At 66.4% G+C, this 14,723-nt stretch carries 9 protein-coding genes; 7 read left to right on the top strand and 2 right to left on the bottom strand.

Annotated elements, in window-relative coordinates:
* The first annotated feature begins 221 nt into the window (after positions 1-221).
* From ACMGRF_RS11320 to ACMGRF_RS11295, 6 genes are read left to right on the top strand one after another with little or no spacing between them, the layout of a single operon-like run.
* A complete protein-coding gene (locus ACMGRF_RS11320) occupies positions 222-1,826 on the top strand; it encodes a glucoamylase family protein (RefSeq protein WP_414485226.1) in 1,605 nt (534 codons plus the stop codon).
* A 4-nt stretch (positions 1,827-1,830) separates the two neighbouring features.
* Positions 1,831-3,171, top strand: coding sequence for a sugar ABC transporter substrate-binding protein (locus ACMGRF_RS11315; RefSeq protein WP_180879220.1), 1,341 nt, complete (start codon positions 1,831-1,833; stop codon positions 3,169-3,171).
* A complete protein-coding gene (locus ACMGRF_RS11310; RefSeq protein ID WP_005410323.1) occupies positions 3,168-4,049 on the top strand; it encodes a carbohydrate ABC transporter permease in 882 nt (293 codons plus the stop codon). The genes ACMGRF_RS11315 and ACMGRF_RS11310 overlap by 4 nt, the downstream gene beginning before the upstream one ends.
* Positions 4,046-4,882 carry a carbohydrate ABC transporter permease gene (locus ACMGRF_RS11305; protein WP_005417620.1) on the top strand — a complete coding sequence of 279 codons (837 nt, stop codon included), beginning with the start codon at positions 4,046-4,048 and terminating at the stop codon, positions 4,880-4,882. The genes ACMGRF_RS11310 and ACMGRF_RS11305 overlap by 4 nt, the downstream gene beginning before the upstream one ends.
* Positions 4,879-8,046, top strand: coding sequence for a discoidin domain-containing protein (locus ACMGRF_RS11300; protein WP_414485225.1), 3,168 nt, complete (start codon positions 4,879-4,881; stop codon positions 8,044-8,046). The genes ACMGRF_RS11305 and ACMGRF_RS11300 overlap by 4 nt, the downstream gene beginning before the upstream one ends.
* 2 nt (positions 8,047-8,048) lie before the next feature.
* A complete protein-coding gene (locus tag ACMGRF_RS11295) occupies positions 8,049-8,933 on the top strand; it encodes an endonuclease/exonuclease/phosphatase family protein (RefSeq protein ID WP_180879216.1) in 885 nt (294 codons plus the stop codon).
* Between the two features lie 167 nt (positions 8,934-9,100).
* On the opposite strand, the gene rne is transcribed toward ACMGRF_RS11295, so the two are convergent.
* Positions 9,101-12,379 carry a ribonuclease E gene (gene rne / locus ACMGRF_RS11290; RefSeq protein WP_180879214.1) on the bottom strand — a complete coding sequence of 1,093 codons (3,279 nt, stop codon included), beginning with the start codon at positions 12,377-12,379 and terminating at the stop codon, positions 9,101-9,103.
* A gap of 407 nt (positions 12,380-12,786) precedes the next feature.
* Here rne and ACMGRF_RS11285 point away from each other — a divergent pair, with 407 nt between their 5' ends.
* Entirely contained in the window at positions 12,787-13,761 is a 975-nt protein-coding gene (locus tag ACMGRF_RS11285; RefSeq protein WP_031269982.1) for an RluA family pseudouridine synthase, read from the top strand.
* A 71-nt stretch (positions 13,762-13,832) separates the two neighbouring features.
* Here the strand turns inward: ACMGRF_RS11285 and zupT are convergent, their stop codons facing one another.
* Positions 13,833-14,642, bottom strand: coding sequence for a zinc transporter ZupT (gene zupT / locus ACMGRF_RS11280; protein WP_049417245.1), 810 nt, complete (start codon positions 14,640-14,642; stop codon positions 13,833-13,835).
* Between the last annotated feature and the right edge of the window lie 81 nt (positions 14,643-14,723).

The raw sequence follows: 14,723 nt of genomic DNA, 5'->3' as shown, positions 1-14,723 counted from the left end.
CCGCCGGTCCGCCGGCGGCATCGATTGTGTGAGAACGGCAATGGCCGGCCCCGTGCCGGTCCATTGCCCACGCCGCTGCCGGGCAGGGGGCAGCGGCGTGGGCAATGATCGCGGTGTCAGACCACGTTTTTCGTGGTTTTTTAAGAGCGCATCTTGTAAACGATTTCAGATCATTGGACGGTATGCTTTCCCATCGATCAGACCACCGGAGGAACCGCGCCATGCAGGCACGCCATCTGTCGTCCGCCGCAATGCTGTGCTTGGCGGTGGCCGCCTGCCAGCCGGCCCAGCAGGAACCTGCCAAGCCGCGCCCGCCGGTGATCCTGATCGAGGCCGATGCACCGCCGCGGCCGATGAAGCCGGAGCTGCCGCCGCTGTTCGATGACATTGAGCGCCGCACCTTCCAGTTCTTCTGGGACACCACCAACGAAGTGAACGGGCTGACCCCGGACCGCTACCCGTCGCGGCCGTTCGCCAGCATCGCCTCGGTCGGCTTCGCGTTGACTGCCTATCCGATCGGCATCGAGAACGGCTGGGTCAGCCGCAACCAGGCCATCGACCGTACCCTGACCACCCTGAAATTCTTCCGCGACGTGCCGATGGGCCCGCAGCGCACCGGCAAGGCCGGCTACAAGGGCTTCTACTACCACTTCCTGGACATGCAGGAAGGGCATCGCTACGACAGCTGGGTCGAACTGTCCTCGGTGGATACCGCACTGCTGATGATGGGCGTGCTGTTCGCGCAGTCGTACTACGACGGTGACGATCCGCGCGAAAAGGAAATCCGCCAGATTGCCGATACCTTGTACAAGAAGGTCGACTGGCCGTGGCTGCAGCAGCGTGCGCCGCTGATCTCGATGGGCTGGTTCCCGGAGAGCGGCTTCATCGACCACGACTGGATGGGCTACAACGAGGCGATGATGGTCTACATCCTCGCCCTGGGCTCGCCCACGCACCCGGTCAGCCCGGATGCGTGGACGGTGTGGACGCGCACCTATGACAACGACTGGGGTGTCTACCAGGGCCAGGAATACCTGTCCTTCGGCCCGCTGTTCGGCCACCAGTACAGCCACGTCTGGATCGACTTCCGCGATATCCAGGACGCGTACATGCGCGAGCGCGGCAGCACCTATTTCCTCAACAGCCGCTCGGCTGCGCTGGCCCAGCGCGAATACGCCATCGCCAACCCGATGCAGTGGAAGGAGTATGGCGAGAATGTGTGGGGCCTGACCGCCAGCGATGGCCCGCAGAACACCACGCAGGAATACCGCGGCGAGCAGCGCCAGTTCCGCCATTACTCCTCGCGCGGCGCTGGGCTGCGCGAGAATTTCGATGACGGCACCATCGCCCCGACTGCGGCGATCGCTTCGGTGGTGTTCGCGCCGGAGCAGGTGATCCCGGCCACGCTGGAAATGCACAAGCGCTACGGCGACTACATCTATTCCAGCTACGGCTTCCTGGATTCATTCAACCCCAGCTTCAACTACGACATCCCGATCAAGACCGGCCGCCTGGTGCCGGATCGCGGCTGGGTCGCCAGCGACTACATCGCCATCGACCAGGGACCGATCCTGACCATGATCGCCAACTACCGCAACGACTTCGTCTGGGAAGTGATGAAGAAGAATCCGTACATCCGCAAGGGCCTGGAGCGGGCCGGATTCAGCGGCGGCTGGCTGGCGCCGGAAGGGTCGTTCCAGCCGCTGGAACTGCAGAAGGACGAAAAGGCCGCGGCAGCACGCGCGGTGGGTATCGCCGAATCACGCGCGGCTGCCGCGCAGGAACAGAAGAACAATGCCAACCGCACCACAGGCCAGGGCAAGTAACCCGATGCCGAACTGGATCGACCGCCTGCGCCGCTGGGCGCTGCCTGCCCTGGCCACCCTGGCCGTGGCCGGCTGCGCCCGCACCGAACCGGGCACCACCACCGTGCGCTTCTGGGCGATGGGCCGCGAAGCCGAGGTGGTCAGCGAGCTGATCCACGAGTTCGAGGCCGAAAACCCCGGCATCAAGGTGGATGTGCAGAACATCCCGTGGACCGCCGCGCACGAGAAGCTGCTGACCGCGTTCGCCGCCGACGGACTGCCGGACGTGTGCCAGCTCGGCAATACCTGGGTGCCGGAGTTCGCCGAACTCGACGCGCTTACACCGCTGCAACCGTTCGTGCAGCGCTCCACTGTGGTCGACCCGAAAGATTACTTCCAGGGCATCTGGGATACCAACGTGATCCACGGCGAACTGGTCGGCGTGCCGTGGTATGTCGACACCCGCCTGATCTACTACCGCAAGGACCTGCTGGCCAAGGCCGGCTACGACCACCCGCCGCGCACGTGGCCGGAGTGGGAGGAGCAGATGGCGGCGATCAAGCGCATGCAGGGCCCGAACCGCTACGCGGTACTGATGCCGATCAACGAATTCGAGCAGCAGCTGTCGCTGGCCCTGCAGCAGCCCGATCCGCTGCTGCGCGACGACGATACCCGCGGCAATTTCGCCAGCCCGGGGTTCCGCCGCACGCTGGCCTTCTACGCCAACATGTTCGAGCAGGGCTGGGCGCCGAAGATGTCCGAGACGCAGATCTCCAACGTCTGGGATGAATTCTTCCGCGGCTTCAACGTGTTCTACATCTCCGGCCCCTGGAACATCCGCGAGTTCAAGAAACTGCAGCCGAAGGAACTGGAAGGACAGTGGGGTACCGCCGCGCTGCCGGGGCCGGACGGTCCGGGCGCGGGCATCGCCGGTGGCACCAGCCTGGTGATCTTCCGCAGGTCGCAGCAGAAGGAGGCGTCCTGGAAGCTGATCGAATTCCTGTCGCGCCCGCAGATCCAGGCACGCTTCCATTCGATCATCGGCGACCTGCCGCCGCGCCGCAGCGCCTGGAACGCGCCGTCGCTGGCCAACGATCCGCTGGCCGCCGCGTTCCGCGATCAGCTGGAGCGGGTCAAGCCGACGCCGAAGGTGCTCGAATGGGAGCGCATCGTGCAGGAAATGCGCATTGTCACCGAGAAGGTGGTGCGCGGAGGCCTGCCGCAGGACAAGGCCGTGGCCGAACTGGACCAGCGCGTGGACAAGGTGCTGGCCAAGCGCCGCTGGATGCATGAACAACAACGCCTGCAGGAGCGCGCGCCGTCGCCGCAATCGAGCAGCGCAGTGGCCGCCGGGAGCGCGCAATGAAACGTACTTCGCTGGCCGGCTGGATCTTCGCCGGCCCCTCGCTGATCGTGCTGGGCGTGTTCTTCGGCCTGCCGGTCGCCTCGGCGCTGGCGCTGAGCGTGACCGACTTCGACCTCTATGCACTGGCCGACAGCAGCAACCTGCGCTTCGTCGGCCTGGGCAACTACATCGACCTGCTGCAGACGCCGATGTTCTGGAAGTCGCTGTGGAACACCACCTACTTCGTGCTGATCGGCGTGCCGTTGTCGATCGGCGTGTCGCTGGGCGCGGCGATGCTGCTCAACGCACCGGCCGCGCGCTTCAAGGCGCTGTTCCGCACGGCACTGTTCGCACCGGTGGTGACCACGCTGGTGGCGGTGGCAGTGATCTGGCGCTACCTGTTCCATACCAGCTATGGCCTGGTGAACTACGGCCTGGGCCATCTGGGCATCAGTCCGATCGACTGGCTGGGTGATCCCAACTGGGCGATGCCGACCATCATGCTGTTCGCGGTGTGGAAGAACTTCGGCTACAACATGGTGATCTTCCTCGCCGGCCTGCAGGCGATCCCGCATGACCTGTACGAAGCCGCGCGCATCGACGGTGCTTCGCGCTGGAAGCAGTTCCTGCACATCACCCTGCCGATGCTCGGCCCGGTGCTGCTGGTGGTCGGGGTGATCACCGTGTCCGGCTACTTCCAGCTGTTCGCCGAGCCGTACGTCATGACCCGCGGCGATCCGCTGCAGAGCACCGTCAGCGTGCTGTATTTCATGTTCGAGGAAGGCTTCAAGTGGTGGAACCTGGGGCGCGCCTCCGCGGTGGCGTTCCTGCTGTTCCTGATCATCCTGGCGGTGACCACCGTGATGCTGCGTTTCGGCCGCAAGAGGCAGTTGGTATGAGTCGTGAAATCGGCCAGTCGCGCTGGTATCCGTGGATGATCAATGGTGCGTTGCTGGTGCTGGCCCTGGTCAGCCTTGCACCGCTGCTGTGGATGCTCTCGGTCTCGTTCATGCCGCAGGGCGAGGCCAGTCATTTCCCGCCGCCACTGCTGCCTTCGAGCATCACCACGCACAACTACCACGAGCTGTTCGCGCGCACCGGCATGGGCGGCAACTTCGCCAACAGCCTGCTGGTGTCGCTGGCTATCACGCTGGGTTCGCTGCTGCTCAACACCATGGCCGGCTACGCCTTCGCCAAGCTCAACTTCGTTGGCCGCGAACGCCTGTTCCAGGTGCTGATGGCAGCGCTGGTGATACCGGCGCAGGTGGCGATGCTGCCGCTGTTCCTGCTGATGAAGCAGCTGGGCCTGGTCAACAGCTTTGGCGGGGTGATCGTGCCGGCGCTGGCCAGCGTGTTCGGCATCTTCCTGGTGCGCCAGTACGCGCGTTCGATCCCGGACGAGCTGCTTGAAGCGGCGCGCATCGACGGCGCGGGGGAGCTGCGCATCTTCTTCCAGATCGTGCTGCCGATGCTCAAGCCGGTACTGGTGACCCTGGCGATCTTCACCTTCATGGGTGCATGGAACGATTTCATGTGGCCGCTGATCGTGTTGACCGACCAGGAGCACTACACTTTGCCGGTGGCGCTGGCCACCCTCTCGCGCGAGCACATCATGGACGTGGAAATGATGATGGCTGGCGCGGTGGTCACCGTGGTTCCGGTGCTGGCACTGTTCCTGGTGCTGCAGCGGTACTACATCCAAGGTCTGTTGCTGGGGAGCGTCAAGGGATGAAGCGAGCGATCGCCGTTGGACTGGGCCTGTTGTGGACTTCCCTGGCGATCGCCGCACCACCGGCACTGCCGGCGCCGAAGGTACTGGACGATTTCGACGACATCGGCGCCTGGAAGCTGGTGCTGTCCGATCAGGTCAGCGGTTCGCTGCGGCCGGTGAGCGGTGCCGGTGGCGGCCGCGCGCTGTGCCTGGACTACGATTTCCACGAGGTGTCGGGCTACGTCGGCATCCGCCGCGCGCTGGGCATCGAGTACCCGGCCAACTACCGCTTCGGCTTCCAGCTGCGGGGAGATTCGCCGGGCAACGACCTGCAGTTCAAGCTGATCGATGCCAGCGGCGATAATGTCTGGTGGGTCAATCGTCCGGGCTACAGCTTCCCCAAGGCGTGGACGCCGGTCGAATACCGCCGTCGCCAGATCGACAAGGCGTGGGGGCCATCGCCGGATAAGGAGATGGCGCGCAGCGCTGCGGTCGAGTTCACGATCTACAGCAAGGTCGGCGGCCGCGGCACGGTGTGCTTCGACAAGCTGACCCTGCAGGGCCTGCCGCCGCAGGATGATTCGGCGCTGGTGCCGTCGGTGATCGCCGATACCGCCACCGCGCTGCAGGACCGGATGATCGACGGAAAGAGCGATACGTTCTGGATCAGTGGCGGGGTCAAGCAGCAGACCATCAGCCTGGACCTGCACAAGAGCCGCGAGATCGGCGGTGCGGTGATTGACTGGCTGCCGAACCTTGAAGCCAATCGCTACACCGTGCGGACGTCCGAGGATGGCCGGGACTGGCGCACCGTGCGCGAGGTGACCGGCGGTGCGGGTGGCCGCGACTGGCTGGCGCTGCCGGATACCGACGCGCGCTACGTGCGCTTCGATCTGCGCGATGGCCCGAACTGGCGCTATGGCATCCGTGACATCACGCTCAAGCCGCTGGCGTTCGCGGCCACGCCGAACGCATTCCTGTCCTCGGTGGCGGCCGACCTGCCGCGCGGCTCGCTGCCGCGTGCATACGTGGGCGAACAGCCGTACTGGACCCTGCTCGGCCTCGATGGCGGCCAGGAGCAGGCACTGATCAGCGAGGACGGTGCGCTGGAACCGGCCAAGGGCAGTTTCAGCATCGAGCCGTTCATCCGCGTGGACGGCAAGTTGCTGGACTGGTCGAAGGTGGCCATCACCCAGTCGCTGCAGGATCGCTATCTGCCCATCGCCAATGTCGACTGGGTGCATGAGAAGGCCGGCCTGGCGGTGACCAGCTTCGTGCAGGGCACGCCGGAGCGTGCGCAGCTGATCGGCCGCTACCGGTTGAGCAATCCGGACAAGGTGGCGCACGAGTACACCCTGGCACTGGCGATCCGGCCGTGGCAGGTGAACCCGCCGACCCAGTTCCTCAATACCGTCGGCGGCTTCAGTCGCATCGATGCGCTGGATGTGGGCGAACAGCTGGTGCGCATCAACGGTGAGCCGCGCATCTATCCGTTGCAGGTGCCGGATGCGCGCTTTGCCAGTACGTTCGATGGCAAGCTCGACGCGATGCATCTGGCCTCCGGTAAATACCCGGCCAGCACGGCGGTGAAGGACAGCACCGGCATGGCGTCCGGTGCGCTGCTGTATACGATCAAGCTGGAGCCTGGCCAGAGCCGAGAAGTGGCGGTGGTGTTGCCGCAGACCGGAGGCTGGGCGCCGCAGGCGCTGGATGTGGCCAAGGCGCAGGCACAGGTCGCAGAGCAGTGGCGGCAGAAGCTGGGGGTGGTCTCGTTGCAGGTACCGGCTGCGGGCCAGGCACTGGTCGATACCCTGCGCACCGCCGTGGCGCACATGCTGATCTCGCGGGTCGGCCCGCGCCTGCAGCCGGGCACGCGCTCGTACGCGCGCAGCTGGATCCGCGATGGCGCGATGATTTCCGAGGGCCTGCTGCGCATGGGGCGCAGTGATGCGGTGCGTGATTACATCAACTGGTATGCGCCCTATCAGTTCGAGAATGGCAAGGTGCCGTGCTGTGTCGATGCACGTGGCAGCGATCCGGTGCCGGAGAACGACAGCCATGGCGAGCTGATCTACAGCATTGCCGAGTATGGGCGCTATACCGGTGACAGCACCTTCGCCGAACTGATGTGGCCGCATGTGCAGGGCGCCTACAACTACATGGAGCAGCTGCGCGCCAGCGAGCGCACGGACGAGAATCGGGCGCGCAATCCGGCGTTCTACGGCATGATGCCGGCCTCGATCAGCCACGAAGGCTATTCGGCCAAGCCGATGCATTCGTACTGGGACAATTTCTGGGCGTTGCGCGGCTACAAGGACGCGGCGTCGCTGGCGGCCCAGCTGGGCAAGGTCGAAGCCATGCAGATCGCCGAATCGCGTGACCAGTTCCGTGATGACCTGCAGGCCTCGCTGCTGTCGGCGATGCAGCAGCACAGCATCGATTACCTGCCGGGCTCGGCCGAGCTGGGCGATTTCGACGCGACCTCGACCACCATCGCGCTGGCGCCGGGCGGCGAGCAGGGCCGCCTGCCGCAGCAGGCGTTGGAGGCGACCTTCGAGCGTTACTGGAAGGAATTCGTGGCCCGTCGGGACGGCAAGCGCGAGTGGAAGGACTACACGCCCTACGAGTGGCGCAACGTGGCCGCCTTCGTCCGCCTCGGCTGGCGCGATCGCGCCTGGCAGGCGACCGAGTTCTTCTTCAAGGACCGTGCGCCGCAGGCCTGGAACCAGTGGGCCGAAGTGGTCTCGCGCACGCCACGCAAGCCGTTCTTTGTCGGTGACCTGCCGCATGCCTGGGTCGCCTCGGACTTCGTGCGCTCGGCCCTGGACATGTTCGCCTACAGCCGTGACATGGACGATGCGCTGGTATTGGCCGCCGGCATTCCGACCGCCTGGCTGCAGGGCGAGGGCATCGCTGTGCAGGGCCTGCGCACGCCGCAGGGCCAGCTCAACTACCGCCTGCAGCGCAGCGACAAGCAGCTGGTGCTGGAGGTGCAGCCGGGCCTGGTGCCACCGGTCGGTGGCGTGGTCTTGCCGTGGCCGTACGCCGGTGATCCGGGCGAGGCGACCATCAACGGCGAAGCGGCCGAATGGACCAACAGGGAACTGCACGTGCACCAGCTGCCGGCGCGGATCGAGATCGATGTACCGGGCGCGGTGCGCCGCGCCGAGCGCAAGGGGCAGTAACGATGAAGCAGCAGGGGGCAAGGGCGCGCACGGCCGTGCGTGCCCTGGGACTGGCCATTGCATTCGCATTGCCGGGTGCCGTGATGGCAGCCGTGCCAACCGCCGCGACAGCGGCCGACGTCGCCAGCGCACCAGGCATGAGCATGGTGACCTTCAACCTGCATCACGACCGCGAGGACTGGCCGAGCCGCCGCCGCACCATCCTGGCCGAGCTCAAGCGCCTGCAGCCGGATGCGGTTGCCCTGCAGGAGGTGATCCAGCGGCGCAACGTGCGCAACCAGGCGCAGTGGCTGGCCAGCCAACTCGGCTACAAGTACGTGTTCGTGTCCACCGATCCGGTGGGTGCGCCGAAACGTTACGGCAATGCGCTGCTGACCCGGCGACCGATCCTCGCCCAGGGTGAGCACCTGCTACAGCCGCTGGACGATTATCGGACGGTCGCCCATCTGCGCATCGATGTGGACGGCAAGGCGGTCAACGTCTATGCCACCCACTTCAACGAGCGCAGCGACGAGAATGGCCAGCGCATCCGTCGCACCCAGGTCGAGGACCTGCTGCGCTTCATCGCCGGCACCTCGGCCGGCGCACCGGTGGTGATCGCGGGCGACTTCAACGCACTGGTCGATGCCAGCGACATGAGCGAGCTGCGCAGCCATTACGGTGACAGCTACGGCAGCGTGCACGTCAACACCGACCTGGCCGGGGTCAGTACGCTGAACAGGCACTACTATCCGGTGGCCTCGCGGATCGACCACATCTTCTTCCAGCAGGACGCGATGGTCGCACGTGAGGCCAAGCTCCTGTTCGACCAGCCCGATGACAGCGGTCGCTGGGCCTCGGACCATTATGGCGTGTGGACCCGCCTGCAATTCGCTCCGACGCGATGATGTCCTGGTAGGTGCCAACCTTGGTTGGCACGGACGTGTCCGCGTTCGCTCCAACAACGATGCCAACCAAGGTTGGCCTCTACCAGAGCGTTGCACGCATCCGGCGCACAAACAGAAACGGCGGGGATCATCGATCCCCGCCGTTTTTTCACGCGATCAAAGAGCGATCAGTTCGCCGGCGGAGTGCGCTTGGCGCCTTCTTCGCCTTCTTCGTCGGCCTTGGCTTCGGCCGCCTGGGCTGCCGCATCGGCGTGGCCATCGGCGACCGGATCGATCGACGGTGTCACCACTGCATCGGCGACCGGGGCCGCAGCTTCCACCGGTGCAGCTTCAACCGCCACCGGAGCGACCGGCTGTTCGGCGACCGGCGCGGTCTCGACGACCGGTTCGGCTTCAACCGCTGGAGCGGCTTCCGCCACCGGGGCAGCCTCAACGGCCAGCGGCTTGGCTTCGACCGCCGGAGCGGCTTCAGCGAGCTCCGGCTCCGATTCCACGACCGGAGCAGCCTCGGCCACGGCCGACTTCACTTCGACCACCGCAGTGGCTTCAGCGACCGGGGCAGCCTCAACCACCACCGGCTTCGCTTCGACCGCCGGGGCTGCCGCTGCCACTGGCTGGGCCGGGGTCGCAGCGTCGATGGCATCGAGCATGCTGGTCTGCACCGGCGACGCCGCCGGTTCGGCCTTGGCGACGGCTTCGACCGGAGCCTGTACCTTCGCCACGACCGGTGCAGCAGCATCGACCACGGCGCTGCTCACCACCGCGGCCGGCGCGGCGACAACAGCGGCGGCGCGGACCGGCTTCTCGGCTTCGGCAGCGGTCGGTTCGGCTTCGTCATCGAATTCGAACTCCGGCTGCGAACGCGCCGGCTGTGCCGCGGCCACCGGAGTGGTCCCGGCAACGCTGTCGTTGCTCTGTCCGGCGACATCAGCGGCATCGGTGTCATCACCGTCGTCCGCGTCGTCCTGTTCATCGCCCAGGCCATCGCTGCCGGCAGCGTTCTCGGCGCCACCACGACGGCGGCGACGGCCACCACGACGGCCACGGCGGCGGCGGGTTGCACCTTCACCGGCCTGCTCGCCGTTGGCGTCGAGGGCAGCCTCTTCACCGGTCACGGCAATCGCCTCGGCCTCGTTGCCGGCGTTGGCAGTGGTGTCGGCCGGTGCAGCGACTTCCGCCCGAGCGGAGGCAGCCGGTGCAACCGGCGCCACCGGCGCAGTGGCTTCCTGCGCGGTCACGACGTTGGCAGCGACGGCCGTAGCGGCTACGGCTGCAGCCCCGGTCACGGCCTCGGCCGGCAGCTCGGCGACGCTGCGCTGCGGCTTCTCGGCCGGCTTGTCACCGTCCTGCTGCTGGCGTGGCTGCTTGGGCTGCTTCAGCTTCGGCTGGTTCTGGTTCTGGCCCTGCTGCTCGTTGCGCGTCTTGTTCTGCTGCTGCGGCTGCGTCTGGCCATCCTTCTGCTGCGGCTCTTTCTGCCTGCCCTGCTGCGGCTGCTGCTGGGCATTGCCGTTGTTGCCGTTGCGGCCGTCCTTGTTGCGCTGCTCACCACGGTCCTTGCGGTTGCCGCCATCCTTCTGCTGCTGCGCGTTGCCGTTGCCACCGTTGCCACGGTTTTCGTCGCGACGGTCCTTGCGATCCTTGTTGCGATCCTTGTTGCGGTCCTTGCGACCACCGTCCTGCTGCTGGCGCGGAGCCGGGGCGGCCGGAGCCGGCGCCGGTGCCGGCTCGCCACCGAACACGCGCTTGAGCCAACCGATCACGCCGCCGCTCGGAGCCGGCGCCACTGGCGCTGCCACGACCGCAGCTGGAGCGGCTGCAGCCGGAGCCGCTTCCTCGCGCACCGGGGCGGGAGAGGTGTGCTTGACCTGGGTCACTGCCGGCGGCGGGATGTTCAGCTGGCCCTTGGTCAGGGCGTGCACCGGCAGCTTGCGCGGGGTGCCGCGCTGGTAGCTGGGCTTGCTGCTCTCTTCACCCAGCTCGTTCTCACGCAGGCGGGTGACCGCGTAGTGCGGGGTGTGCAGCTGCTCGTCGGCGACGATCACGATCGGCGCTTCGTGGCGTTGCTCGATCTCGCGCAGGGCGCTGCGCTTCTCGTTCAACAGGTAGTTGGCGATCTCCACCGGCGCCTGGACCAGCACCTGCCCGGTGTTTTCCTTCATCGCATGCTCTTCGGCAACGCGGATGATCGACAGCGACAGCGACTCGACGCTGCGCATGCGGCCGTGGCCGTCGCAACGCGGGCAGACGATCTGGCTGGATTCGCCCAGGCTCGGGCGCAGGCGCTGGCGGCTCATTTCCAGCAGGCCGAAGCGCGAGATGCGGCCGACCTGCACGCGGGCACGGTCGTACTTCAGCGCGTTGGCCAGGCGGTTCTCGACCTCGCGCTGGTGCTTGTTGGAGGCCATGTCGATGAAGTCGATCACCACCAGGCCGCCCAGGTCGCGCAGGCGCAGCTGGCGAGCCACTTCCTCGGCCGCTTCCAGGTTGGTCTGGAAGGCGGTGTCCTCGATGTCGCTGCCCTTGGTGGCGCGCGAGGAGTTCACGTCGACTGCGGTCAGTGCTTCGGTCTGGTCGACCACGATCGAGCCGCCCGACGGCAGGCGCACGTTGCGCTCGTAGGCGCCTTCAATCTGCGACTCGATCTGGAAGCGGTTGAACAGCGGGATGTCGTCCTTGTAGTGCTTGAGCTTGCGCAGGGTCTGCGGCATCACCTGCTGCATGAATTCGCGGGCGTGCTCGTACATCTCCTCGGTGTCCACCAGGATCTCGCCGATGTCGGCGCGCAGGTAGTCCCGCAGGGCGCGCACGATCAGGCGCGATTCCTGGTAGATCAGGAACGGGGCCGGCTTGCTCAGCGCGGCTTCGGCGATGGCGCGCCAGACGTTGAGCAGGTAGTCCAGGTCCCACTGCAGCTCTTCCGCATCGCGACCGACGCCGGCGGTACGGATGATCACCCCCATGTCGTCGGGAATGTTCAGCTTGTCCAGAGCCTCCTTCAGCGCGGCACGGTCTTCGCCCTCGATGCGGCGGGACACGCCGCCGGCGCTGGGCGAATTCGGCATCAGCACCATGTAGCGGCCGGCCAGCGAGATGAACGTGGTCAGGGCGGCGCCCTTGTTGCCACGCTCTTCCTTGTCGACCTGGACAACGATCTCCTGGCCTTCCTTCAGCAGCTCGCGGATGCCGGCCTTGTTGTGGTCGACACCGGCCTGGAAGTAGTCGCGGGAGATTTCCTTCAGCGGCAGGAAGCCATGGCGGCCACCGCCGTACTCGACGAAGGCGGCTTCCAGCGAGGGCTCGATGCGGAAGATCCGGCCCTTGTAGATGTTGGACTTCTTCTGTTCCTTCGACGGCTGTTCGATGTCGATGTCATACAACGACTGGCCATCCACGATGGCAACACGCAGCTCTTCAGCCTGCGTGGCGTTGATCAGCATTCGCTTCATTGTTGCGTTCCTCGCAAGCGGCTACCGCGCGGAACGCCATGGGGTTTCGCCTCTGGACACGGCTCGCCGCCCATTCGCGCAAGCGCGGGGAGGGCGGCTTGGGTTTCCAGCGCTACGACACCACGGCAGGCCGCGGGAGCGCTTCACTCTTATGGGTTTTGGGTGTTGCAGGGCCGCAGGCAGCTGTCAGCCAGGCTGGAGCGCCACGCGGGACATGTTCAGCACGGTTGCGTGTCAGGCATCCGGCGATGGCCGGGAAGGCCGGTGAGCCGCTAACATGGCCGCCCCGCGGGCGGTGGTCGCGCACTGTGCCGGATTCGTCGGAAGCTGGGCTTCTGGCCCTGAGTAACTTCCAACGAAATCAATCCCTTATCTCGCCCCCCGAGTGTAACAGAATAAACAGCCTGATGACCGCCCAAGACCCGACCAAACCCGCTGGCGACAAGCCTTCCGTGCGCATGATCACCGTTCCCGCCGACCGCGCCGGCCAGCGCCTGGACAACTTCCTGCTCGGCCAGCTGAAGGGAGCCCCGCGCAGCCTGGTGTACAAGCTGGTGCGCAGCGGGCAGGTTCGGGTGAACGGCGGCCGCGCCAAGGCCGAGCGCAAGCTGGAGGCGGGCGATGAGGTGCGTGTGCCGCCGGTCCGTCTCAGTGAGGAAGGAGACAAGGCCGGCCCGCCAGAGGCGTTCATGCGCCGGCTGGAGCAGGCCATCGTCTTCGAGGACGCCCGGCTGCTGGCCCTGAACAAGCCCTCCGGCGTGGCCAGCCACGGCGGCAGCGGCATCAGCTTCGGTGCCATCGAGACCCTGCGCGCCTTGCGCCCGGGACAGACACTGGAGTTGGTCCATCGGCTGGATCGCGACACCTCGGGCCTGCTGATCGTGGCCAAGAAGCGTTCGGCGCTGAGCGAACTGCAGGCGCTGTTGCGTGAAGACCACGGCGCCGGCATCCGCAAGCGCTACCTGACCCTGTTGGCCGGCCGCATGCCGGACGGTGTGATGACCGTCGACGCGCCGCTGCACGTGGGCCTGCGCCAGGGCGGCGAGCGCCATGTACAGGTGAATGCGATCGGCAAGGAATCGATCAGTCACTTCCGGGTGCTGGAGCGCCGCGGCGGCCATTCGTACTGCGAGGTGCGCATCGAAACCGGCCGCACCCATCAAATCCGCGTGCATGCCCAGCATCTGGGCCATCCGGTGGCCGGTGACGACAAGTACGGTGATCCGGCAGTCAACAAGCGGCTTCGTGAGCAGATCGGGCTGAAGCGCCTGTTCCTGCACGCGGCCTCGCTGGAGTTCGCACTGGACGACGGCAAGAGCCCGTATGTGCTGAACGCGCCGCTGGCCGATGAACTGGTCGAGGCGCTGGATCGCCTGCGCTGACGGCGGTTCGGCCGTGCTGCGCGAAAGCCGGTCGAGCATGGCTCAACTCTACAGGGCGAACCGGGAACCCCTCACCATTTGAACAGCACCAGGCTGATCGCCAGCGTGCCCATGCCCGCCACCAGCCCATAGACGGTTTCGTGGCCCTTCGCATAGCGCTTGGCGGCCGGCAGCAGCTCATCCAGCGCCAGGAACACCATCACGCCGGCAATCAGCCCGAACACCCAGCCGAAGGTGGCGTGCGACAGCGACCCGGACAGCAGCCAGTAGCCGAGCGCGGCGCCCACCGGCTCGGCCAGGCCCGACAGCAGGCTGGCGCTGAATGCATAGGCCTTGTTCTGGGTGGCGAAGTACACCGGCACCGCGATCGCGATGCCCTCGGGGATGTTGTGGATGGCAATCGCAAAGGCCAGTGGCATGCCCACCGACGGGCTTTCCAGCGTGGCGAAGAAGGTCGCCAGCCCTTCCGGGAAATTGTGCGCGGTGATCGCCACCGAGGTCAGCAGCGCGACCCGCTTCAGGTACTCGCGGCTGTTTTCGCGGAACGCGGGATCCTGCTTGTCCAGGCTGTCATGCGGGTTGGGAATGAAGTGGTCGATCAGCACGATCACGATCACGCCCAGCAGGAACGCCAGGGTGCCGTAGGTGAAGCCGGTGCGCTCGCCATGGGCCAGTGCGAACGAAGCAATGGATTTGTTGAGGATTTCCGACAGCGACACATAGACCATCGCGCCGCCGGCGAAGGCCAGGCCGAAGGCCAGCAGGCGCGGGCTGGGCCGGCGCGAGAACAGCACCAGCAGGCTGCCGATCGCAGTGGCGAGGCCGGCCGCGAGGGTGACCGCCAGCGCAATCCAGATGTTTTCGGGGGGAATCTGCAGCATCTACCGACGCAGTCCTGGTCAACAGACAACCGCCCCGGACAGGGCCGGGGCGGCGAGGGCGAGGCGGGCGCCGGCTGGCCT

Origin of the sequence: Stenotrophomonas sp. EMP41 (assembly GCF_047495535.1) — a bacterium.
GTDB classification, from domain to species: Bacteria; Pseudomonadota; Gammaproteobacteria; order Xanthomonadales; family Xanthomonadaceae; genus Stenotrophomonas; species Stenotrophomonas sepilia.
This window is presented reverse-complemented; position numbering and strand designations above follow the sequence as displayed.